This is a genomic window from Vallitaleaceae bacterium 9-2 (assembly GCA_038396585.1).
In the GTDB taxonomy this organism is placed as follows: Bacteria; Bacillota; Clostridia; order Lachnospirales; family Vallitaleaceae; genus UBA1351.
The window spans coordinates 3,132,425-3,156,986 of sequence record CP121691.1; the positions used below are offsets into that span (position 1 = coordinate 3,132,425).

Sequence of the window (24,562 nt, forward strand, 5' to 3'; positions counted from 1 at the left end):
ATATATTCTTGATGAACTAGGTTTATTGTATCTAAATATGCTCAAAAAAAGAGTTACATATGTAACTCTTTTTAAAATCGTTGAAACAATACATTGTTCTCTTTGTGTACATGCTGATACATATCCGCTTGTAATTGTTGTAAATCTCCATAAGTTACTGAATACGTCGCACACCCATCTTTTGGTACCTTAAAGTGATCTGTAATCACCGTTAAGCGCTTAAGGATATCTCCTGCCGCGTCATGCTCTTTTTCAAGTTCATAAATCAGCTTCTCTACCTTCGTCGTGTCACCATCTAGGATTAGCGGAAAAAGCTGTTGTTCTTCTTTAACCAGGTGCGCTTCTAATTCTATCCGCAACATCCCAACCAAATGATGGACTTCAAAAAGCTCCGGATGGCTTTGCCCGTGGACTTCAATTAATTTAAAAAGCTTTATCCCCAGTTCCGGTAAGATTCGGCGAAGATATCCATGATGATTGTGGACAATGTTGTCAATCAATTCCTGATTGGTCATTTCACTGAGCTTTCTTGTACTTTCACCACTTGCTTCTAGTGCTATGAGCGTCTCTTCAATAGCCTTTAACACCACTTCCTGCTTTTCTTTTGTATCATCTAAGGCTGTTGCCACTGTTCGCTCTCCTCCACAACAAAAGTCTATTCCATATTGCATATACACTCCTGATAGTACCGGGTAAAGTGTCACGCTATCACCAATTGACATATTCATATCAAAATTTTTCATCTTAACACTCCTTTCACTGATTGACCAAAGGCAATACACGCTTCTTTTGAAGCGCCTTCAGGCAGTTCATTAACAATCAAGCTATCTAACTCAATCTTAGCGCCTAGTCCATCCATCATCGCCTCCCATTCTTGCATCCATTCACCGTCGCCCCAACCATAAGATCCAAATAATGCAATGGATTTGTCTGCAAAGGCTTGTGCATGTTGTTTAATAAATGGTTCCATCTCGGATGTATCAATCTCTTCAACGCCCATGGCCGAACATCCCAAGAGAACGATATCACTTTGTTCTATATCCACCCATTCGCTTTTAGCCACTGGTTTTATCGTTAACGCACTGTCCGCATTGACTTGTTGAATTCCTTGCCCAATAAGATGCGCCATCTTTTCGGTGTTCCCTGTACTTGTCCAATAAATAATCGCTATATTCATTCATATTCCTCCATTTCGTATTCTCTTTAATGACTATGGATATATCTTACTCTTTATCCTTTTCTTTGTATGTGATTCAAATCACAAATACATCCAATAGCTTAAAACATATTTTTTATGATACAATATAAGAAACATAAGGAGGTGTCTTAGGATGTCACATACGAACCACTGCCAGCATTGTTCCCATGGTCTTTGCATTAGCAAAGTCTCTATTTTTAAGTCCCTTTCTCGGGAAGATAAAATCGCAATCTTGAAAAAAGTTCACCATATTACCGTGAATAAAGGAGAAACCTTTGTACGAGAGGGTGACCATTCTTCGACACTATACATCATCAATACAGGCATCGCCAAGTCTGTTCGTACAAGCGCGCTTGGAAAAGAGCAGATTATCTCTCTTCAGTCAGATGGCGATATCATCGGTGAATATTATCTTCTCAGCGATTATGAACCCTATCGCTTTTCTGTTATTGCTCTAAGTCAAATGCAATTATGCACATTACAAAAAAAAGATATGGATGCGATTCTTGATCTTCATCCATACCTTTGCCGGTCCATGCTGACCGAACTGTCTAAAAAAATGATTACTATTGAAGACAAACTCGAAAATCTGGTGATTACAGACACAGATTCTAAAGTTGCCTATCTTCTCTTACAACTTTATGATAAATTTGGTCACTTAAGTCCTGAAGGTCCTCTTATTGACAATCCGCTTAGCCGAGAAGACATGGCTAACTTTGCCGGTATGACCCGTGAAACCATGAGTCGATACCTGAACAAATTAGCTAAGGACGGCACAATCCGATTTTTAGGTCAAAAGAAGATCTTGCTGATTGATAAGGAGCTTTTGGAGATTTGAATAATTCTATACGTACTCATTACACAGCACTCTATATTTTGGTTCGTCTTCCTCAATTACCGGGAAGCGTCCTACACGTTTATCGTCAAAGAAATTGTCGTTTTCATCATCGTTGCACATAGATACTTCACCTAATAGCACGTTGCCTCCTGACTTAGGAACAGAAAAATCATGATACATAAACTGTTGAATCGTTATACTTTCACCAGGACTTAGTTTGATCTTGCTTCCAGCCGACACCACTCTATGTCTGCCATCCGTATTAATCTCAACATCCGTCTCTAATCGATTGCCTTCTCTGTCACTATTATATACGGTTATATAGACATCATTACCTCCACGGTTAATAATATCTTCCATCTTACTACTATGATAATGTAGCGCGGCGTTTTGTCCTTCATATAGCATAAGCAACTTTTCAGCATATGTTTTTTTATATTTTTTCATATTATAATTCCCATTACGAATAGTGAATAAGGCGAATCCTACTTTCTTAAAATCATTTAGTCCAAAGTCAGTAATGTCCCACCCTAGATGATTGTCCCGAATTTCATCGTATTGTGCACCTTTATCTTTCCAGTCTTGTTCGTTCCAAAAAGCAAAGGGCGGTAGCTTAAATCTGCACGTATCAATAAGTATTTCCATATCTTTAATCACTTGATTGATTTCTGATCTTTTCACTGGCACACCTCACTTAATATTTGTATTCTGATAAAATGATTTCAGGTTTATCTGCATCTTTACTTTCTATTGTTGCCCAATTTGTTAACAACTCTATAAGCGCATCAATAAGTGCTGTTTCTTTTAAATGTGCATAACTTCGATAATAACTAAACGACTCTTTTCTGTTACTCGAAATCAATGCATAATCAGCCAATTCTGCAACGGGAGACGTCTTTACCCCTGTAATAGCAATACTTTTTAAACCTTTGTCCTTAGCCAGCTCCATCCCTTGGATGACCTGCCTTGAACTTCCCGATTGTGATATTGCAAAAATAATATCTTCCGGACTTGCCAAGTTGACATGATTCATAAAATACTCAGGAGCAATACCAAAGCTGCAATGAATACCTAACCTTCCTAAGCGAAACCCCATATATAAGGCCAAAGGGGTTGTATTTCCAACGGCTAATATGTGAACTTGTTTACATGAGTTCATTAATTTAATACATTCATGCAAAACTTCATCTTCAATGTTCTCACCTATCTCCACCACCGATTCAGCATATCTGTTGAGGATTTTTGTCATTGCATTCATCTCATTTTCATTGCTGCTTTCATTGTTATCCTCTTCATATCGTCCGACATATTTTGCCAGCATCACTTTGAATTGATAGTATCCGGTATATCCCAAGTGTCTACACATACGTACAACTGTCGCATCACTTACCCCACTTTTTGCAGCTAGTTCAGCCACCGTTGCATTAACAGCATCCTGCGGATTTTTTAGCACATAATCCGCCACCTTTTTTTCCGCTGAAAAAATGTCATTGTAGTTTTCCTGGATGACCTCCATAACCGTTTTATCATTCATTACTCTACCTCCTGGTATTTATATAATTCTGTTACTTTTTAAAACATATCTGTACACCCGCAACAAATGAATCCCCTAAGCCAACAGTATACTTTGGCTTTTCAATATATTTTGTCGGAACGATGACTATTTTTTGCGCAGTACATTTACTTTCATGATTTTTATCATCAATAATTTTTTTATATTTTATGCCTTGGTCGCTTAGCGGAAGTTTCAGTATAGCATGAATATCATCAATAGAACCATATGTCCCTATAAGCGCTTTTGTTGTGGCCAACATATTTCCGTAAATCAGCCCAGCTTCAATATCAACCTCTAAAGCATCCCCAACATACATGGAGTAATCTTTTGTATGTACTATAACTCCTTTTTTAATCCCATAGACTTGCTTGATTCTACACATGCCGTCAACGCACGCGATAATATCACGGATGTCAACATCATATTGCTCCATCTTCAAAGTATATTCCAACTCTTCTTCATTCAAACTTACAATATCAACTTCGTTGTAGATAGTTTCTAAACATATTTTTCTAATATTCTTGTTATGATAATGTGCATCTTCAAAAAAAACAATGCCTTTCTCATTATTTTTCCTAAAAATTGCCAAATGTTTCTTTATATAATCTAGACGATCCCGTAGAATTTGTTCATTTTCTACTGCATTAAAGCTTGATAACACATGGCTACTTATTTTTTTAGAGTGATTTTCAATAAAATCAAAATATCCTTGGGAAAGCGGTAGAACCGCATTGACCGTAATCTTTGTAACAATTAAACGATTGGACGAGGGTATCACTATTTGTTCTTTATTCAGTTCGATTATATCCCCTTTTTTGAACTGAACAATAAAGTGAACTTCCTGTTCATTCGTTTGTCTTATATTATTTGCATGTACTAACTCCCCTTGTGCATTAGCTATATAGATATTAGACGTATTAAGTATATCACATACTGGACTAGAATCATCTGTAAGATGCACAAGTGATGCTAGATCAATCGCTGATAGAGCAAGTGCTGCCTGGGTAGCTGTCCCACCCATAGCATATTCTGTCTCAAAGATATTTGTGATAATTTCCATATCACAAATATCCACTTCTCCCCCTATCCCTTGTCGTGCAAAAAACACAATAGCACATAAAAAATCTTGCATGTTTTTAATATATTTAACCGCATGCATCTCTTCTAGCCTTCCATCAGGAAAATGTTTTTTTAATAGCCGATTAAAAATATCAATGCGAAAATCACAAACCACGTCTAAATTACTTGTAAACCCTAGCGCAGGATATTCCACGCTATTATTCAATCCCTTTGTTTTATTTTTTATTGTTTCATAAGCCGTAAAATATTTTTCCTCTATATTTATCATACTCTTTTACTCCATTCATTTCCAGCTTTTTATATGTATATTTTTATACGTTTGCTCTATCAAAATCCTATTCTAATAAAAAGCAGCCTGATTATTTGCTTTAAAAAGGTCAATTTTAAATCTCGCTACTTTTTTCATAGCTTCCATACACGGCGGTTCAATCATATTTGGTTCTCTTAGACTTTTATCCAATAAAACCTCCCGCATCTTTTCATAATAGGCCACTTTAATATCACTTGATATATTAATTTTATTAACCCCTAAAGTTACCGCTTGTGCAATCTCTTTATCAGGATTATTCGAACCTCCATGAAGCACCAACGGAATCGAAATCTTACCTTTGATTTCTTTCAATAGATCTAATCTTAATTCTGGTTTCTTTCCCTCTGGATATAACCCATGAGACGTTCCAATTGCAATCGCGAGTGTGTCAACATGTGTCTGTTGGACAAAATTCACCGCATCATCTGGTTGAGTATAGATAATCTCATCTGATATACTCTCCGCAGTTGAATCTGCTGTACCAATCGTTCCTAGCTCACCTTCGACCGAGACATCAACAGCATGGGCTGCTTCAACCACTTTTTGACATATAGCGATATTTTCCTCAAATGGTAAGCTCGACCCATCAATCATTACCGATGTATATCCTGATTGAATTGCAAGCATTACTTGTTCAAAAGAAGCACCATGGTCTAGATGAATGCATACCGGAACCAAAGACGCATGCGCTCGTTCACGCATTGCTTCTATGGCATACTTCCCTATATGCGCCAATTCATCGGGATGAATCGATATAATAACCGGAGCTTCTTTTTCCTCTGAGACATCCATAATACCATTAAACATTGCATACGAACTAATGTTAAATGCCGGAACAGCAAATCCCTTCTCATTGGCTACTTTTAATATTTTACTCATATTCATTAACATCTTTTTTTCCTCCTATACGTATAATATATTTTTTTTATCTTCTAAGTTCTTAACAATTAATGTTTGACGGCACCCGCTGTCATCCCCGCTATAAAATAACGTTGAAAAAACAGGAAAAGTAATAATACAGGCAAAGAGCCCAAAACACTCATCGACATCATCTGATTCCATTCATATGCATGTTGTCCCATCAAGAGACTAATACCAACAGGAACCGTTCGCATATCATTGGTCTTAGTTAAGGCTAATGCAAAAAGGTATTCGTTCCATGCTTGCATAAATGTATACATCCCAACTGATACCAAGCCAGGTACAGAAATAGGTACTAAAACTGTCCATAGCGCTCGAAATCTAGAACCTCCATCAATCATTACTGCTTCATCCAAATCTTTGGGCAATGTATTAAAGTAGCCTGTAATCATCAAAATAGAATACGGCAACGTAAACAGCAGATACGTTAATACCAATGCCCAATAGGTGTTATACAGCTTTATCGTTACAATCAAGCTCAAGTAAGGTATAAGCAACGTAATCGGTGGAACTGCTTGTACACTTACAATCAACGTATTAATCGTACTTTTCCCTCTGAATTCAAATCGGCTAAAAGCATATGACGCCAATATACCTACAACAATCGTTAGTATAACAACAAAGAATGCGATGCAATAACTATTGATAAAAAAACGGATTTTTTCAGGACTTTGAAATATTGCCAAGTATGCATCGAAACTAAATTTTTCAGATATGATGGTGGGTGGCCATGCAAAAATCTCTGAATTTGGTTTAAAGGATCCCAAAATCATCCATAAAATAGGGAATCCTGCAAATATTGCTCCCAAAAAAAGAAGAACGACCACGATGATTTTTATATACCATTTTCTCTTTCCGACCATAGTCTAGTCCCTCGCTTTCTGATTTCGAACATAAAAAACTGCAATAATCGAGCAGACAATTAACAAAATAACCGCACTTGCTGACGCCTGAGAATACTGATACTTACTGAAACCTAATTTGTAGATAAAAGTACTCAGCATCTCTGTAGCATTGATTGGCCCGCCACCTGTCGTCATCCAAATTAACGCAAATTGTTGAATCGTCCATACAAAGTCCAGCATCATCAAACTAATCAATATCGGCTTTAGTTGTGGTATCGTAATATGCATAAACTGCCTTAACATACCCGCCCCATCAATCGATGAAGCTTCATACAAGTCTGTCGGAATTCCCTGTAAGCCTGCAAGTATGCTCACCATGTAAAAAGGATACCCTGCCCATATATTTATTATCGTTACCGATATCAGCGCAAAGCTTCTAGAGCCTAACCATTCAATCTGTTGACTTGTTAAGTTAAACATCTGCAGAAGATAATTTATAACTCCATAAGGATTCAACATCATTTTCCATAAGATAGCTATGATAGAAGCTGTGAACATCCATGGCAATGCATAAATCACTCGAAAAATTGCTTTTGTTCTTGTTGCCAAATAGGACGTATTTAATAACAGTGCATATACCATACCTAAAAACATATGCATAATAACACTAACTCCCACAAAAAATAATGTGTTTTTTACCGCAACAAAAAAGGTTCTATTGTTAACCACCTTCACATAATTGTCAATGCCTACGAACATTGGGTTTTTGTTAATAATCACATTATCAAAAAACGAGTATCGAATGACCATACCTATCGGTATAACTAGCAAAACAATCATGATAGCTATTGTTGGCGAAAGATACAAATACGGCTCAAGCACTTTTTTTGCAACGAGTTTTCTCTTCTCTGACACCATACTTCTCCTTTCCGATCACCGAACTATGAAATAGTTCGGTGATCTGCCCATTACACTTATCCATGTTGCTTATTGAAATGCATCCAACCATATTTCTTGAGTTGTACTTAACATTTCTTCTGTGGATTGAGTGTCCCCGTCAATATATAACTGTAATTGTTCATCAAATATTCGCATCAGCTCTTCTGATGTCGGAAGTCCTGTAAATTCATTAATTGCATAGCACTCTTGATAAATTCCATAGGCTTTTACAAACAACGGATCTGCTGACGAATAATCTGGTTCAGCTTTTTTATTTCCCGGAAAAGCATTGGCATAGACTGCCAGTTCTGCATTAACTTCAGGACTCATCATATATTCGACAAACTGCATTGCTTCAGCTTTATATTCACAATTTTCAGCAATACCGATTCCCCAACTTGCTACATCCATTCCACTGTCTCCTACATAATTGTCTTTAACCGGAATTGACATAAAATCCATGTTCAAATCTGGAGCTTCGTTTTTTATCAGTGTCAAATGTGCTAATGAGTCTGTCATAAATCCAACTCGGCCATTTGTAAATTCTTCAACCATATCTGATTCTTTCATTGCGTAAGCACCTGGAGCAACAACATCTTTATCAAATAGTTCTTTAACAAATTCAACTGTAGCCGTCATATCTTCATTATCTACTAATGCAGGTTGCCCATTTTCTAACATTGAACCACCAGAAGCCCATAACCAGCTCATGAAGTTATTTTGAATTCCACTTGGTGATTCTGTGGACAAAGGAATTGCCCAACCAGAAATCCCCTCTTGAGATTCTGTTATCGCAACACATGCCTCCACAAATTCCGTCCAATTTTCAGGGACCTCTGTAATTCCTGCACCGCTTAAAATATCTAAATTCACATACATTGGATAGGCAAAATTAACAACCGGAATCATGTATGTATTTCCGTCGACTCGAATTTGATCAGATAGTTGGCTATCATCATAACCGTCAGCTTTCATAAGGGCTGTCATATCAGCAATAGATCCTTGTTTAGCGAAGTCGTACACCCATGATCCATCAAGTCCAACAACGTCTGCCATAGTTCCTGCTGCAGCTCCGGCTGCAATCTGAGTTTTTGTGTCTGCATATGGATTACTAAGCAATTCAATTTTGATGCCTGTATCTTTAGTAAATCCATCACATATTTCCTGCAAGACACCATCTGGTAATTCCACACCCCACCATTGTTGAAATTCTAATGTCAATCCATTATTGTCAGAACTTTCTGTAGATCCAGTATCACTTTCAGGTTCTTTTTCTGTCTGTGTTGCATTGGTCTCAGTCTCTTCTTCTGTTGGTGAAGAATTCGAACACCCCATCATCGAGATCAGCATTCCAAATACCAACATCATTGTTAATCCTTTTTTTACAAATAACTTCATACCTACAACCTCCCTTAATATTTTGTATCCTTTCCTTATTGGTGAGAATACATATGAATTTTCATTACATCCTGAATTCTATATGATATTTTATTTCTTGTCAATCTCTTCATGTAATAATATTTTATTTTTCCTTTATGCACAATATTCAACATATTTTTTGTGCATTTTTTTATTTTTTTATGTACTTTAAACATTTATTTGTATATTTTTATTTTTACCCATTAAAAAAGTACAACTCAAAGAAATTTTTTTTCTTTTCATTGTACTTTACAAATAAATTTATTTAATTACTTTTTCCCAAAAATCACTTTTGCTTCATATGGCTTTAAGTATTCTTCTTCCAACATTCTATCATAATTTGATAACAATAAATTTTTATACTCTAAATCCAAAAGATCATTACATCTATATTGTACTTTAAATGGTCTGAAGTTACAGATAACAATAAGTTCATAAGATCCAAGTATACGCTTATATGCAAAGATATCTTCATTATGTTTATCAATAAGTTCAAAGTTTCCGTCTCGAATAATCGACTTATATTGACTTGTTCGTCTAAATTCGATTATTTTTTTATAATAACTGTACACTGAATTGTCATCTGCTATTTGAGCTTCTGCATTAATCATCTTGTAATTGCTATTAATATTAATCCATGGCGCAACCTTTGAAAACCCTCCATACTCTGTGCTATTCCACTGCATTGGAGTTCTAGCATTATCCCGTCCTATGTGATGTATCGAATTCATAATCTCATCATGAGAATATCCACGATTTATTCTTTCATGATACATATTTAATATTTCAATATCTTTAAATTTTTCTATTTCTTGAAAATCCACATTGGTCATTCCTAATTCTTCACCTTGATACACATAAGGTGTTCCTTGCATAAAGTGTAAAAGCGTTCCAAACATCTTTGCTGATTCAACTCTCCATTGTTTATCATCTCCCCATCTTGAAACAATTCTAGGCAAATCATGATTATTCCAAAATAGTGCATCCCATCCTTTGTTATACAAACCTTGCTGTCTTTCTTCAAAATCTGTTTTTAGTTCATTTAAGGATACTTCTTTATAATCCCATTTTTCCTCTCCATCCATATCCAACAGAATATGCGAAAAGTTAAAAATCATGGATAACTCACTACCATCTAAATTAGAATATTTAATAGCTTTTTCAGTATCTGCGCTCCATGTCTCTCCTACCGTCATAACATCATAATGACTAAACGTTTTTTCCGTCATTTCACGAATGTAGTCATGAAGCTTTGGGCCATCTGTTATTATTTTATCTTCTATCTCCTTAGCAACATAGTCGATGACATCAAGTCGAAATCCGCCAATCCCTTTTTCTAACCACCAATTAATCATTTGATACAGTTCTTTTCTGACTTGTGGATTATGCCAATTTAAATCTGCCTGTGATTTTGCAAACATATGTAAATACATCTCATCACGGTCTGGGGTTTCTTCCCACGCCGATCCCAAAAAAACAGATTGGAGATCATTAGGTGTCTTCCCAGTATTTTCATAAAAGTAATAGTAATCATGGTACTTAGATTTTTTATCATCTAGAGCTTGTTTGAACCATTTATGTGATGTCGTCGTATGGTTTGCAACTAGATCCATGACAATTTTGATATCTCGCTTGCCCGCTTCTTTGATTAACCGTTCCATATCCTGCATGGTTCCAAACTCACCCATAATCGAATAGTAATCACTGATATCATATCCATTATCATCATTTGGCGATTCATAAACCGGCGATAACCAAATTACATTAGCACCTAAATCCTGAATATAATCTAACTTATTAATTATTCCCTGCAAATCTCCAATACCATCATTGTTACTATCCATAAAACTTCTAGGATAGATTTGATACACAACTGCCTCTTGCCACCACTTCATTATTATCCTCCATTTTATCTAACAACCAATACCGACCAGATATCAATTTTATCTACATGCACCACTGCAACCGTTCCTCTTCCTTGATCATATGTTTCATAGGTTAATTTTTGCATCTTTGGTGACTCTGGAGATATCAAGTACACTCCTTCAATTGACTGATTCAGCAAAATCTTAACTATCATATCCCTTTGGACTATAGGTCTATTCTTTCCTTCATTCCATTGTTCATTATTCCCGACTAAATTAATGAAAGAGATAACTTTCATGGTAGTATGTTCACGTATGATTGTCCATACTTTTCCCGCTTGTGCATATGGACTCGTCTCTACTTTCTCAAAGACATATTCTAAATTATCACCATAGGCATGCGTCATCGAAACATCTATAAGCTCTTTATCAAAAAAAATTTCTGCATATTGTACACTAAAGTCATAGTATTTTCTAATGGCATTATAATACCGTTCTTCAACAGGATAGTGATCCACATAATATCCTTGAGTTAACACCCGCTTGTCTTCCCCCATAACCAAATGGGTACTTCCATTGGCAATAATACAAGCCGTCAACAATGCTAATGCATTAAATGCTTGCTCTTGTGTTGCATACATGTAAGGTTTTAAATAGGCAGATATAATCAAACTTTTAGAACTTGCTACTTTTGCTTCATGAATTATACGCTGTATATGTACATATTTGTCATATGGCTCCCACACTTCAACATACAAAATATCTTGATTTGCTTTGGCAGTAACATCTAACGGCCAGTTCCCCACATTGTTAAATATAACCGTTGTTTCTTTTTTCACTTTATCTAATGCAGCCTTTGTGTTATCAATTAATGGGCCAAAAGCTTCATCCATCTTGATATAACTCTTATCCACGTCATAACCACTTTTGGGGTATCCATATGTATCCATGTGAATTCCGTCAAAGTCCATTCGCTTAAGCGCTGTGCAATACTGGTCAATAATATGTTGATGCCAAGGACATGTTGCATCAATATTCATAATATAAAATAAATCAATAAAAGTAATTGGCTTTGCATCATTGGTATACATTCCCCAATCTGCATGTTCTTCATAAAATTCTTTGGAAGCAGCATATACCGCCCCGTATGCCATTGTTTTCATCCCATAGCGATGACAAGCATCTATTTTTTTTTGTACAATTTCAGTTGACATGGATTTTCCCATTAGATCCATATACTGCTTCGTATCCGCTACCAAATATTCATGTCTATACATCCAATCATAAAATTGTACTAGGTTCATATGTAATCTTAGCATGCTTTTAATGTCTTCATCTCCAGTATCTTCGGTTGTAAAATCACTCAAAAATCCATATCTTGGAATGATATGATGGCTTTTAGCCACATCAAAAGCCGTTCTCATACATTCAGTACCTAGTTTAATCGTAACGCCATATCCTCCACATTCAAATGGCTTTATTGGATATTGTATGCTCCTTGAATCCAATTCTAGCGCATATTTTCCACAAAACACCTGCTTGTCAAAATGTGTAACTATAATTTCTAACTCCTGAGAGGTTTTCTTTAACTGTTCTATCGTATATTCTTCAAGTTCGATCACAACAGCGACTTCTTCTCCTTTATGAAATTGTCCTTTAGTTGGATACACATCTTTGATCATCTGCTTTTTTTTCTCTTGCATATATTTAACCTTTTACCGCCCCTGCGGTAATCCCTTTAATAAAGTATTTTTGGAAAACAAGAAATGTTATTACCGCCGGCGCTAATCCAATCATAGCTGCGGCAGCCATCAGATTCCACTTTGCTCCATATTGTTGAAAAAACATGGATATAGCCAATGGAATTGTACGCATAGACTGCTTTTGCAAAAAGAAAACAGCCTGTGCATAGTTATTCCATATACTTAATCCATTGATAATAATAATGGATGATGTTACTGGTTTAAGTAGCGGAAAGACAATCTTAAAAAATGCGCCTATTCGAGTAGTTCCATCAATAATCGCGGCTTCTTCAAGAGTCTTGGGCACCCCTTTAATGAATCCAGAATACAGAAACGTCGAAAAGGGCAAAACATTCGTTGCCAATATGAGAATCATCGCCCAATAAGTGTTAATACCGTTAATATCAATCATTAAAGTATATAAAGGGACTGTGTTAATGATTCCTGGAATCATCATACATCCTAACATAATCGTAAATATAATCTGATTCATCTTGTTCTTAATACGAGCCACTGCATAGCCTGCCATACTTCCAAAAAACACAACAATCGCAATAGCTCCAACCGTTATAACTAGCGAATTAACGATTGCTTGACCAATCTGAGATGTCTGCCATGCATCCAAAAAATTTTTAAAATACATTCTAGGCACTATAACGAATTCCTCTGTAAAGTTTACTGATGGAGGCGTCATTGCCAAGATGAGCAAAATGTAAAAAGGCAGCAAAGCCATAAGAGTTATGAGAATAATCACTACTGACTTCATTATATGTTTAAATCTATTCATAACACGTCTCTCCTAAGCTTCATATTCTTTTGTGTTTAAATACTTAAACGAGATCATAACAGGTATTAACACAATAAAAAATAGAATGATGGCAACTGCTGTCGAGTATCCCGTAAAACTTCCATAGCACATACGCATAATATATATGCTTAACGACTCTGTCCCATATCCGGGTCCGCCATCTGTCAACGCCATAATGATTTCAAAAACCGACAGCGACCCAATAATATTGGTAATTACATTTATCTTAATCGGTTGAATCATCATCGGCAATATGATATATCTTATCCTCTGATAATAACTTGCTCCATCAATTTCCCCGGCCTCATGCATCTGTTCAGGAATCGCTTGCAATCCGGCAAGATAAATTACCATTGTCATCCCAACAAACTGCCATACATTAACAAAAATAATAATTCCTATCGCTATTGTTGGTGATGCCATCCAATTAAAATTTAATGGGTTATTGGTTAATACTTCAACCAGAACATAAAGATATCCACGTCCCGGTTGAAGAATAAAATACCAAATGTATCCCATGATTAGAGGGCTAATCACTGCAGGCAAGTAAATAATTGTTCGAACGATCCCCTTGCCTTTAAACTTGGAGTCTAATAGCAGCGCATATAAAAACCCAAAAATATTCAACAACGGCGCACTGCCAACAGCAAATAACACCGTTGTTTTTAGATCATTCATTGCCCTTTTATCTTGAAAAAAAGCAACAAAGTTATCCAAACCTATAAAATTAGGTGCTGAAACTCCATCATAATCTGTCAAACTTAGCCCAATACCACGCACTAAAGGGTATATGAAAAAAATGCTAAACAGTATAAACGCCGGAAAGATCATGACATGATGCAGTTTGGATACTATTTGTTTTTTAGCCATCTAACTTCTCCTTATTATTTTCTCTTTATCCACTAATTATTTGAGGCATTCCAGGCTTTATCCCACACATCCTTATATGCTTTTGCAAATTCAATTGAAGAGTCATATTGACCTGCATATAATTCTTGCACCATTCGTCCTGCATCATCACCAGAAAATCCCGAAGGGCTTTCATTGGTAAAACCGATATTGATCCCATTTGCAAGAGCGGAATCCACTTCATCCTTCAACGGACCCCAATCTGGAGCCACATCATTAAATGCACTTGGCGATTTAATAAACTCACTATATTTTTTTACATTCTCTGGTTGAAACAAAAAATCTAAAAATAGTTTTGCTTCTTCAGGATGTTCTGAAGCCGCCGTAATCGCATACGCTGAATCTTCTGCACTTAAAACCACCGGACTAGTTCCATCAACAATTGCTGGATATGGCATAAACCCTATGTTATCTGCCATGTCTGGATTTTTTTCCAAGATACCCCCAAGTACCCACATGCCTTGGCTAATGACTGCCGCTTCTCCCGTTGCAAATGCCTCTATTTGATTATCATATGTCGCTGTCAAGAAGTCCTCATTCAATATTTTTTTATCTCTCGCACTTAAAATAGCTGCTGCGAAGCTGTCCATCGGACCATTTTCATCTCCAAAGTGTAACTTTGCATCATCATTTTCCAAAAATGCAATCTTTGCTCCCGTGGCACCTTCTTGTTGCTTAATCACACCATGCGCCATAAATTCAATCAAATGTCCTAACATCCAAGAGTCCTTACCTCCCATAAAAAACGGGGTTACTCCTGTCTTTGCAACCTCCATCATACTCTGTTCAAATTCACTCCAAGTCCTTGGTTCCTCTATCTCAAGGTCACTAAAGATAGACTTGTTATAATACATCCCTGCCATTGTCATATTGCTGGCAACCTTATATTGTTTTCCTGATATGGCATCTGTACAAAGATCACGAATGGATGGAGAAATCCTATCCCACCACGCTTCTTGTGTAAGGTCTAAATACATTCCCTGATTGATATAATCTTGAGTTACAACCGTCACAATATCCGGAACATCGCCTGAAGCAAATTTAACCTTAATCACATTGCTCGCATCTTTTTGAAACTCTTGTTCTACCACAATATTAGGATTAGCTGCATTAAACTCATCGATTAATGTGTTCATTAACTCAACAGTCTCAACTTTCCCGGTAAACAGCTTAATATGAACGACTTCCTCACTTGCCTCATCTTCCTCCGTCATTGTGTTCGAACTATTATCTGACACTTCATCCATCGTTTCATCGCTGACTTTATCAACCATTTCATCCGATGAGCCTTCACTTGCACATGCTGCCAACATAACCACAACGAGTAACGAACTTAAAAATAATGTAAAACCTTTTTTCATAGTTTTCCCCTTTTCATTTATTAGATTACGTTTACTTGTTACACTATTTATTCTATGCTTGTTTTTCCTGCTTTAAAACACCTAAAATTTACGATGAAGGGACTGTTTTTTACTATATGTCACATATTTTTTGATAAAATGCTATACTAGATTATGTAGCACCAAGCAGTTAAATATTACTTCTAGGAGGTATCCATGAGACAAAAATTCCTTATTAAAAGTATATCCCTAAAAATATTTTTAAGCACAAGCTTACTCATACTCGTTGCCATTACCATTATTTCCACGGCACTTTTTAATCAGTATAGCGAAAGTCTCATGGAACAATCATATGAAAAAGCTCAGCAGGTTGTAGAGCTGTCCGCAATGAATATTGAAAGCTATCTCAATGAACTCTACCGCTTGTCTTTGTCCCCATACTATAATCAAGATGTTATCGATGCACTCGATAAAAACATCAATGACACTGATCTTGTCAGCCTACATAGAACACGAACTATCGAAGATTTTCTTGAGCAAATTCTTATTATTCCAAGACAAGATATTTTAAGAGTATTTATTTTTACTGATGACATATATAAGGGTGAGAGAATGCCTTCTTCCATTAACACTCAGGAAGACTATACGCAATATGATTGGTATAAAAAAGCCCTGACAAGTGAAGAACCACTGCTCGTCTCGGCACATCTTGAGCAGGTCATCAAAAATCCTACTCATGTTGTCTTTTCAATTGTTCAAGTCATAAAAAGTACACGAAAGATAGAACGTGTCCTTGGCGTTATCAAAGTCGATGCCAATTATTCAACAATCATTGATATTTGTGATAAAACGGATTTCGGTGACGATGGTGGCGTTGCCATCATCGATTCCAATGCTCAACTCATCTATTCAAACATCCCAAACATTGACCTTGCAGATTATCCTTCATCCACTTTTAGCAATGATAAACGCATAAGCTTTAATGGTGATGATTACCTAATCAATACCACTAAGATTCAAGGGTCCGATTGGCACTTAGTCGGCGTTACTTCTATTCATACAATCAATCAAAAGATACTCAGCGTAAAATCAACGGCAATTCTTATTGCTTCCATTTGTTTTGTACTCTCTCTAATTATTATCTATATCTACCTTCGTCGTTTTTTACTGCCGCTCCATCAGATTATTAAAACTATCGGGCAGATTCAAAAGGGGAATCTAGATGTTCAGTTTCACTGCACCCCAAGCGATGAGCTTGGTGACCTTGCACGTTCCTTAAACAGCATGGTCTTTGAGTTAAAGAAGATGTTTGAGGAAAACGATAATCTAGCCCATCAAATATACGAAGCCAAGTATCTGCAAAAAGAAGCACAAATCAACTCCTTATTTAGCCAAATTCAACCCCACTTTATTTATAACACCCTAAACATGATCAGTATGCAGATTCAAAGCAACGCCACCGAAGATGCTATTAATAACATCAACCAGTTAAGCATTATGTTGCGTGGTCTTAGTCACTTAGATAAAGATATTCCTATAGCCACTGAATTAGATTTTTTAAAAGCTTATCTAGGCATTCAAAAAAGTCGCTATATTGATCGTCTCGATTATACGATTGATGTGGACCCAAAAATTCTAGAGTATACGCTCCCTGCACTTAGCCTTCAACCTATTGTCGAAAATTCAGTCATTCATGGCTGTGAATCAAAAAAGTCAACCACACATATTAAGATATATAGTAAGTTAGACGATAAAGCTCTACTTCTTATCGTTGAAGATGATGGTATCGGTATGACCAAGGCACAATGCGATGCATTATCTTACAAACTTAGCAACCCCGATGCAATGAATACAGAGATTAATCCATATGATAAAAGTAGTGGCATTGCCCTAATTAATGTAAATCGTCGTCTTCAGATTAAATACGGAAAAAGCTACGGCATTGATGTCAATAGTATAAAAAATCATGGTACCAAAGTATCCATCCGATTACCAAAAGCACTTTAAGGAGGTTTAACTATGTTTAATGTGATGATCGTCGACGACGAACCATTAACTTGCACGTTTCTATCCACTATGATTCCTAAACTCGATTCTCGTTGGGAAGTTGTTGCTACCGCTTCAGATGGCAAGCAAGCACTTGACTTACTTGCCTCTCACTGTGTCGACCTTGTTATTACCGATATCAAGATGCCGATAATGGATGGCGTCAAATTATGCCATCATGTTTACCAAAACTACCCTCACATCCATTTAATCATTCTATCTGGATATGGCGAATTCGACTACGCTCGACAAGCACTGAACTATAATGTCTTTACATATTTATTAAAACCGATTAACAATAATGAACTTGTAAATTCCTTACACCAAATCGCCAAAAAAATCAATAAGACCACCGAAAATAACCAATCCTTAAAACAGCTTATAGGTCTATCCAATCTCTTCAAGCATGAGATCGCTATAAAGTTCCTTCAAGCAGTTATTCATAACTCTTATGTAAAAACCCAAGCATTATTGCCACTCATATACGAACATAAAATGGAGCTACTTAAAGAAGAAGGACTAATTATGATTATTGCTCCTGCTCCACATATAATCAATCATACCAACTATATCAAAAATCAAGATCTTACCAACTTATTAATCTATCAATTAGCAAAAGATTCACTCAAGGCTCAAGATTGCTATGTCTTGTTGGATGAAGAAAACAGAACCCTCATCTATACTACTTATACTCAAGATACTTCTGTGAGCAAACTCTGTGAATACCTATTACGCCCCATTGCCAAAGAATTCAAATTATCCACCAACTATGACTTGGTCGCATATATAGGCGACTCTGTCAGTGAACTCCTTGCAATTGATCATGCATATTCTACTGGAGTTACATGTATGTTCAATGCCGTGTCGACAAATACTAATCAAAACACTCCGCTTTATTTTTATCCAAGTCAGAAGTTGTGTATAGATACAAACAGATTAAATACAGAAGTATCTAACTATATCTATGCTGTAAAAAGCTCTGATCTTATAAGCATTAAACACGCCAGAAGTTCTTTTGACTCCTATCCTGACAGCATCTCCTTATACTTATTTTATCTCCTTAAAAACTCACTTGAAAACAGGGATGACTTTTTGCCAACTTCCCTTAACATTATATGTCTTTTCAATACCTATGAAGCCCTTCACCTCACTAACGCAGGGACTTCATCTGACGATTCCATTATTGAATCGGCCAAAGAATACATCCATAAAAATTATAGTGCTCCCATTAGTCTATCTATTATTGCCGAGCACCTATCTATCTCTCCTTCATATCTTAGCAATCTTTTTCATGATACGGTAGGCGTCTCTTACATAAAATACTTGACTGAGCTTCGCTTAAACGAAGCCTTGATACTCCTTCGACATAAAAAAAACATGACTATTGAACAGATCACCTTGGCGGTGGGATACCTCAGTGTAAAACACTTTTCTTATGTTTTTAAAAAAGAGTATGGTATGACTCCCGGTCAATACAGAAAGTCAAGCCAAGATGCAACGATAGAACTTCTTAAATAACCTTCTTACACATTTCCAAAAAAGCATAAAAAACCCGAGTGGTTATCACTCGGGTTTTTTACAGCTATTCTTAAAACAATTCCAACGCTTTCATGACTCTATGAACAAACGTTATGGCTTCTGCACGGGTCAGATAATCTTTGGGTTTTATCTGATTTTCTCCTTTACCTTGAAGAATATCATATGCGACAGCTAGCTCTACACTATCAACCGCCCATGGCGCTACTTGTGCTTGATCTGAAAAGGCATTGATTCCTTTTGTAACATTGTTCGCATCAAACTGATCCGCATCTTCCTTAATCAAATGCATCATATGGCTTAAGATGACACATGCTTCTTCTCGGGTAATGGTATCGTTGGGTCGATATGCCTTGTTATAACCTGAAGCCAACCCATAGTGCGCTCCTGTTTGAACTGCTTCATAATACCAGTCCTTTGCCTCTACATCAGAGAATTGTGTATCACTCATCTGCACATCAAGCCCCATAGCTTTGACCACCATTGTTATAAACTCTGCTCTTGATGTAAATGCATCCGGTTCAAAATGCGTCGCACTTTTGCCTTGAACAATCAGTCTTGAAGCCATCATATAGACCGTATCTTCTGACCAATGCTGATGCGTGTCAGAAAAATTCACATCTTGGCGAATAAGCACATAAGTTGAATTCGTTCGGCTATGAACTTCTGCATAGTAACGTCCATCTCGTTCAACGATTTTTGTCGGTACAGGACGCATACTATAATTTGCTTCAATGACGACTGCTGTTGTAACATCCGCAGGATTCACATGTTCTGGAATAAGAATTAAGCGACGAATATATCCAGTAAATACGTTGCCCTTAACCGTTTTTCCATTATATGAATACTCCATCTCAAATTCAACAGGTGTGCTCATGACCTCCAGTCCATCACGGGCATCTAGTGCATAGTTCATCTCTAGGTTATTATCTTGTGTTTTTTTCATATGCACTGATACCAAAATCTGTGAAGGATTAACACCTTGACCAAAAGTACTTTGAATCGTATCAATGTCAATCTTGCTCGCATCTACTATATAATGGGCAAAGTCTGTCTTTACTTCTAAAAGTTTTTTTGTCGCTTGTAACGTCTGCAGATTCTCTACATTGAGATGAACTTGAACATTGGAACTACCAGGCACAAAAGCTACTTCGACATTACCTTCTCCTACCTGTGCATCTTCTATGTCAATGACTATCGGTTCATCTGCAACTTGATCTGCATCCGGATTTATCGTTGGTGGAACTTGCTGATTATTATTACTGGATTCACTCTTTACTTTAATTGTAATCGTCCCTGTATCTGTCAACGTGCCATCTGAAACCTGATAGCTAAATTGTGTCAATCCGGTCGCTTGTGCATAATAGCTATACTCACCATTTGAGGACAAATTCAAAGTTCCTTGGTCGACATCATCAACTAATGTATACGTTAACATATCCATATCAATATCTAACGCCTCGATTTGCTTGTTAACTGTCTGTTTTCTCTTAACCGTTATCATGCCATTGTCTGCTACCGGCGCATCATTTACCGGATGAACCGTCACATTGATTGCTCCTGAAGTTGTACTGATGCCATTACTCACTGCATATCTAAAGACATCTTTTCCATAATAGTTTGCTTCAGGCTCATATAAAAATGCACCTGTCTCTGCATTAATCGACAAGTCACCATGCTTTGGATTCGCATCGATGCCATAACGTACTGCGCCTCCATCCACATCGTAGATAGGTAAGACACCTGTGATTACACTGTCTTCATCAACGGTGATATCGTCACCGATGGCCATAGGTAAATCATCAACTTCTTGAATATGAATTGTTATCGCTGCCTCCGTCGTTGTATATCCATCATCAAGCTCAACAACAAACTGATCCGTTCCCGTTACATTCGGATTAGGCATATACGTATAATCTCCCGATAATTTTACCGTCAATGCGCCTCCACTCGTCGTCTCAACCACGGTAAAGGTAACTGTATCTCCATCCAGATCAACTGCGTTCAATGTTCCTTCCTTAAGCGTATCTTCAATAGCAGCAATCTCAGCATCAATTGTTGGCGGGTGATTATCCACTGCTGGTGGATACGTAGGTATTAAGCTAGCAAAATACGGGGTCGTTCTTCCTTGATTAATCGTCCATGTATTTGTAAAGTCAAAGCCTACAAAAGTTGCCGCTTCTTGCATTGCTTCCTTGGTCTTTGGTTCACCTTTACCTGTATCAAGCTGGCCTGAACGCTCACTGTCATAGTATCCATTATTCAATGTTGCTGACTGCTCACCAACAAGACCACCAAAATCAACGGTTCCTGCACCTACTTCACTTACATGTCCTGTACTATATGCATTCGTTATGATTGAACTTTGATAGTTACGCCCTACAAAACCACCGACATCAGTATATCCCTTAACATTTCCCAGTGCATAGCTATCGCGAACTTCTGCACTTTTAAATTGATTACCAATAAGTCCACCCACTTGTGAACCACCTTCAACGTCGCCTGTAGCGTAGCAATTAACAACCTGTCCATTGAGCGCATTACGCCCGGCTAGTCCTCCGGTATAATACATGTATTCTCCGCTATAATAATTAGAACCTTCATAAAGCGACTTACCGTATACATCCACTTCACTATAAGAACGGTCAATCACACCTCCATTAAGATTATTCCCGACAAGACCGCCTGTATTTGTTGTCCCGGTGACTCGCCCTGTTGAGTAACAGTTGGTAACTCTGCCTTCATTCACCCCAACCAGTCCGGCGACATATGCTCCTCCTTGTCCACGATTTGTCGCAACACTGGAGATGTCAACGTCAACTACCCCGAGGTTCATAATATCCCCTTGAGAATATCCAAATAACCCACTGCTGTACATATAGTCAATGCCGTCTTGCGTCAGCCCATGGATAGTGTAACCATTCCCGTCAAAAGTCCCTGTAAAGGGAATATGAAGCCTATTCATCGATACGTCATAGCTACCAATAGGCATAAAGTTAGGTTTTGTAGATAAATCCAGATCATTCATCAATCTATAATTAAAGTCTACCCCTTCGCGTATCCGCTCTAAGTCTTCAACTGAATAAATTAGATAAGGATCTTCTATTGTTCCGCTGCCCTCTTGAAACTCCACCACGTGAAAAACTATACGTTCTCTATTCGATAATTCCTGTACCGTTTTACCCATTTGACTCGATACAATTCCTTCATCAGCGAGGATATAATAGTCTTGATCCGCTTCAATCGGAGCACTAATATCTAGGTTAAGTATATTATCAACCACGGACCCTGTTGTCACATCATAGGTTCCTATTAACCCATCATCATTTTTTCTATACACATATACCTTGCCACTTCCAAGTAGAATCGGGTTTGAATACACAAATTCTATATGTAGCTCTTCCGATTTAACTTCTCCAAATGCTTTCCCATATAAAAGTATAGGCTCTCTATCCGTAACAAGCGTTGGAAAGGACTCCCCTTCTTTTATCTGCCATATATTGGTAAAATCCCACCCTTCAAATGTTGCGGCAAGCTTTAATTCATCTGCCGTTTTTGGGTTTCCGACATTTGTCGCTCTTAACGTCGTCACATCTGCATTATAATAGCTTCTTGTCAAGTTTGCTCCATTATAAGCTTCAACAACACCCCCATAGCTAAGTGTTCCTTCTAATGAAGCATAACAATTTCGAATGGTTGTATAAAACGTTGTTCCCAATAAACCAGACACTTTTCCTGTTCCCTTACCTGTTACATAGACATTTTCTATCGTACCACCAACAGCAAATGCTGCATTTGATGCAATAGCACCTGAACCATAATGGCTACTTTGGGGTACTTCTAAAGTAATATTTTCAAACCCCAGGTCGGATATGACCATCCCTGATCCAATAGATTGAAACAACCCTACAAAAGGAGAGCTCGCTGTGCCTATCGATGTCATGTTGCGAATAACATATCCATTCCCATTAAGCTTTCCATTAAACGCAATCGGTAAAGGTTCCCAATCATTTACTTCAGATAAATCAATATCATTGGTCAACATATAACTTCCATTTGGGTTATATATAATCGCACGTAGGTCATCTACATCCGATATAGGATATATCTTTTCATTACTCCCTACCGACACCCCATAAATGTCACTTAAAGCTCCCCACTGGGTTATCATTAGAACTGCCATGCATATCGCCAGTACTCTTTTACATTTCTTTGAAAAAAACATACTCATATCCTCCGTATTTTTTGATAAGATATCCACATATTACACATTTTTTTTGTTCGTATAAACATAATTGCCAAAATTGGCAGTTTTTTTCCAAAGTTTACACAGCTTTGATACATTCAATGGCTTTTTGATACTCTTCATAGGCTTTTTTGTATTTGCTATAATAGCGTGTCCTCATGGGCACGAGATTTCCATTTTTCATTACAAAGACTTTGTTCTCATGGTGAATCGATGCCCACTGCATATTAATGATGTAGCTATGATAACAACGTAAAAAACTTCCCTTTGCCCCAATCTGCTGCTCAATTTCACTGATTCGTCCATAGCCACTTATGGTCGTTCCATTAATAAAATACACCTTGATTTTCTTTTGTACGCCTTCAATATACATGACCGAGCTTAAGGGAATAACATATTTTTCATTCCCAACAGAATCTTCCAGAGTCAATAGTATCTGTCGTTCTTTTTCAATGATTTTTTCAATTGAAGATAAAACCTTTTGCTGCTGTGGATCGTTGGGATCTAGATTTGACACAAGATTAGCATTGCGCACAAAGGCAATCAAGTACTCAATGTCACCGGATGTTATGATTTTAGAATTAATCTCCGTACGTATAAGGGTACCATCTTTTTTTACATTAATGCGGTCAATATACTCTTGGGGAAATAAGTCTTCTTTACTATAGATTTCTTTTAGGTAGTAATTGTTGGAATCAGGGACCAAATCTCGAATATTAAGGGTTGTCATCTCTTCAATAGTATAGCCAAACATGTCTGCTCCAGATTGATTGCACATCAGAATATCTCCTTTGAGATTTTCAATAAATATACCATCCAAAGACAGATCCAATATACTCAAAACATTTTTATCAATTATATGCACCGTTATCACCTTGTCTATTTATTATAGTCAAACCTTTGTCCATTACTTTCCTTATATTGTATAATATTTTGTTTATTTTGGTCAAATGATTCTTGCGTCA

At 37.0% G+C, this 24,562-nt stretch carries 19 protein-coding genes; 3 read left to right on the forward strand and 16 right to left on the reverse strand.

All coding sequences use genetic code 11. The annotated features are described in order from the left end of the window. Positions 1–71: 71 nt before the first annotated feature. Positions 72–743 (reverse strand): iron-sulfur cluster repair di-iron protein, encoded by a 672-nt coding sequence (gene ric, locus QBE53_14400; protein ID WZL80976.1) that lies wholly within the window; start codon positions 741–743, stop codon positions 72–74. Continuing rightward, on the reverse strand, positions 740–1,177 hold the full coding sequence (locus QBE53_14405; protein ID WZL80977.1) for a flavodoxin: 438 nt from the start codon (positions 1,175–1,177) through the stop codon (positions 740–742). The genes ric and QBE53_14405 overlap by 4 nt, the downstream gene beginning before the upstream one ends. Before the next feature lie 154 nt (positions 1,178–1,331). Here QBE53_14405 and QBE53_14410 point away from each other — a divergent pair, with 154 nt between their 5' ends. Next, the gene (locus tag QBE53_14410; GenBank protein WZL80978.1) at positions 1,332–2,036 is read left to right on the forward strand and encodes a Crp/Fnr family transcriptional regulator; all 705 of its coding nucleotides are present in this window, start codon (positions 1,332–1,334) and stop codon (positions 2,034–2,036) included. A gap of 6 nt (positions 2,037–2,042) precedes the next feature. Here the strand turns inward: QBE53_14410 and QBE53_14415 are convergent, their stop codons facing one another. The 12 genes from QBE53_14415 to QBE53_14470 all read right to left on the reverse strand — a co-directional run bounded on the left by QBE53_14415 (position 2,043) and on the right by QBE53_14470 (position 15,790). Further along, a complete protein-coding gene (locus QBE53_14415) occupies positions 2,043–2,717 on the reverse strand; it encodes a D-lyxose/D-mannose family sugar isomerase (GenBank protein ID WZL80979.1) in 675 nt (224 codons plus the stop codon). 13 nt (positions 2,718–2,730) lie between these two features. Next, positions 2,731–3,570, reverse strand: a complete 840-nt coding sequence (locus QBE53_14420; GenBank protein WZL80980.1) for a MurR/RpiR family transcriptional regulator — start codon at positions 3,568–3,570, stop codon at positions 2,731–2,733. A gap of 31 nt (positions 3,571–3,601) precedes the next feature. Then, positions 3,602–4,939, reverse strand: a complete 1,338-nt coding sequence (locus QBE53_14425) for an ADP-dependent glucokinase/phosphofructokinase (GenBank protein WZL80981.1) — start codon at positions 4,937–4,939, stop codon at positions 3,602–3,604. Positions 4,940–5,011: 72 nt separating this feature from the next. Next, entirely contained in the window at positions 5,012–5,872 is an 861-nt protein-coding gene (locus QBE53_14430) for a ketose-bisphosphate aldolase (GenBank protein WZL80982.1), read from the reverse strand. Between the two features lie 56 nt (positions 5,873–5,928). Further along, positions 5,929–6,765 (reverse strand): carbohydrate ABC transporter permease, encoded by an 837-nt coding sequence (locus tag QBE53_14435; GenBank protein ID WZL80983.1) that lies wholly within the window; start codon positions 6,763–6,765, stop codon positions 5,929–5,931. Between the two features lie 3 nt (positions 6,766–6,768). Further along, positions 6,769–7,665: a sugar ABC transporter permease gene (locus tag QBE53_14440; protein ID WZL80984.1), complete on the reverse strand. Its 897-nt coding sequence runs from the start codon at positions 7,663–7,665 to the stop codon at positions 6,769–6,771. A 69-nt stretch (positions 7,666–7,734) separates the two neighbouring features. Beyond that, a complete protein-coding gene (locus QBE53_14445) occupies positions 7,735–9,084 on the reverse strand; it encodes a sugar ABC transporter substrate-binding protein (protein WZL80985.1) in 1,350 nt (449 codons plus the stop codon). A 290-nt stretch (positions 9,085–9,374) separates the two neighbouring features. Further along, positions 9,375–11,006 carry an alpha-glucosidase gene (locus QBE53_14450; GenBank protein ID WZL83322.1) on the reverse strand — a complete coding sequence of 544 codons (1,632 nt, stop codon included), beginning with the start codon at positions 11,004–11,006 and terminating at the stop codon, positions 9,375–9,377. 8 nt (positions 11,007–11,014) lie between these two features. Continuing rightward, entirely contained in the window at positions 11,015–12,673 is a 1,659-nt protein-coding gene (locus QBE53_14455) for a glycoside hydrolase family 66 protein (GenBank protein WZL80986.1), read from the reverse strand. Positions 12,674–12,677: 4 nt separating this feature from the next. Continuing rightward, positions 12,678–13,499 carry a carbohydrate ABC transporter permease gene (locus tag QBE53_14460; GenBank protein WZL80987.1) on the reverse strand — a complete coding sequence of 274 codons (822 nt, stop codon included), beginning with the start codon at positions 13,497–13,499 and terminating at the stop codon, positions 12,678–12,680. Between the two features lie 12 nt (positions 13,500–13,511). Then, positions 13,512–14,390 carry a sugar ABC transporter permease gene (locus tag QBE53_14465; protein WZL80988.1) on the reverse strand — a complete coding sequence of 293 codons (879 nt, stop codon included), beginning with the start codon at positions 14,388–14,390 and terminating at the stop codon, positions 13,512–13,514. Between the two features lie 32 nt (positions 14,391–14,422). After that, complete coding sequence (locus QBE53_14470) at positions 14,423–15,790, reverse strand: extracellular solute-binding protein (GenBank protein WZL80989.1); 1,368 nt, start codon at positions 15,788–15,790, stop codon at positions 14,423–14,425. 195 nt (positions 15,791–15,985) lie between these two features. Between QBE53_14470 and QBE53_14475 the strand changes: the two genes are divergently transcribed. After that, positions 15,986–17,776 carry a cache domain-containing protein gene (locus QBE53_14475; GenBank protein ID WZL80990.1) on the forward strand — a complete coding sequence of 597 codons (1,791 nt, stop codon included), beginning with the start codon at positions 15,986–15,988 and terminating at the stop codon, positions 17,774–17,776. A gap of 12 nt (positions 17,777–17,788) precedes the next feature. Further along, positions 17,789–19,333, forward strand: a complete 1,545-nt coding sequence (locus tag QBE53_14480) for a response regulator (protein ID WZL80991.1) — start codon at positions 17,789–17,791, stop codon at positions 19,331–19,333. Positions 19,334–19,403: 70 nt separating this feature from the next. Here QBE53_14480 and QBE53_14485 read toward each other — a convergent pair whose 3' ends face one another. Both QBE53_14485 and QBE53_14490 read right to left on the reverse strand, forming a co-directional pair. Further along, on the reverse strand, positions 19,404–23,576 hold the full coding sequence (locus QBE53_14485; GenBank protein WZL80992.1) for an Ig-like domain-containing protein: 4,173 nt from the start codon (positions 23,574–23,576) through the stop codon (positions 19,404–19,406). 100 nt (positions 23,577–23,676) lie between these two features. After that, entirely contained in the window at positions 23,677–24,462 is a 786-nt protein-coding gene (locus QBE53_14490) for a PAS domain S-box protein (GenBank protein ID WZL80993.1), read from the reverse strand. Positions 24,463–24,562: the final 100 nt, after the last annotated feature.

What these genes read in the sequence shown, in the direction of transcription:
- ric (WZL80976.1), bottom strand. Translation starts at nt 743, where the DNA reads ATGAAAAATTTTGATATGAATATGTCAATTGGTGATAGCGTGACACTT.
- QBE53_14405 (WZL80977.1), bottom strand. Translation starts at nt 1,177, where the DNA reads ATGAATATAGCGATTATTTATTGGACAAGTACAGGGAACACCGAAAAG.
- QBE53_14410 (WZL80978.1), top strand. Translation starts at nt 1,332, where the DNA reads ATGTCACATACGAACCACTGCCAGCATTGTTCCCATGGTCTTTGCATT.
- QBE53_14420 (WZL80980.1), bottom strand. Translation starts at nt 3,570, where the DNA reads ATGAATGATAAAACGGTTATGGAGGTCATCCAGGAAAACTACAATGAC.
- QBE53_14425 (WZL80981.1), bottom strand. Translation starts at nt 4,939, where the DNA reads ATGATAAATATAGAGGAAAAATATTTTACGGCTTATGAAACAATAAAA.
- QBE53_14430 (WZL80982.1), bottom strand. Translation starts at nt 5,872, where the DNA reads ATGTTAATGAATATGAGTAAAATATTAAAAGTAGCCAATGAGAAGGGA.
- QBE53_14435 (WZL80983.1), bottom strand. Translation starts at nt 6,765, where the DNA reads ATGGTCGGAAAGAGAAAATGGTATATAAAAATCATCGTGGTCGTTCTT.
- QBE53_14440 (WZL80984.1), bottom strand. Translation starts at nt 7,665, where the DNA reads ATGGTGTCAGAGAAGAGAAAACTCGTTGCAAAAAAAGTGCTTGAGCCG.
- QBE53_14445 (WZL80985.1), bottom strand. Translation starts at nt 9,084, where the DNA reads ATGAAGTTATTTGTAAAAAAAGGATTAACAATGATGTTGGTATTTGGA.
- QBE53_14455 (WZL80986.1), bottom strand. Translation starts at nt 12,673, where the DNA reads ATGCAAGAGAAAAAAAAGCAGATGATCAAAGATGTGTATCCAACTAAA.
- QBE53_14460 (WZL80987.1), bottom strand. Translation starts at nt 13,499, where the DNA reads ATGAATAGATTTAAACATATAATGAAGTCAGTAGTGATTATTCTCATA.
- QBE53_14465 (WZL80988.1), bottom strand. Translation starts at nt 14,390, where the DNA reads ATGGCTAAAAAACAAATAGTATCCAAACTGCATCATGTCATGATCTTT.
- QBE53_14470 (WZL80989.1), bottom strand. Translation starts at nt 15,790, where the DNA reads ATGAAAAAAGGTTTTACATTATTTTTAAGTTCGTTACTCGTTGTGGTT.
- QBE53_14475 (WZL80990.1), top strand. Translation starts at nt 15,986, where the DNA reads ATGAGACAAAAATTCCTTATTAAAAGTATATCCCTAAAAATATTTTTA.
- QBE53_14480 (WZL80991.1), top strand. Translation starts at nt 17,789, where the DNA reads ATGTTTAATGTGATGATCGTCGACGACGAACCATTAACTTGCACGTTT.
- QBE53_14485 (WZL80992.1), bottom strand. Translation starts at nt 23,576, where the DNA reads ATGTTTTTTTCAAAGAAATGTAAAAGAGTACTGGCGATATGCATGGCA.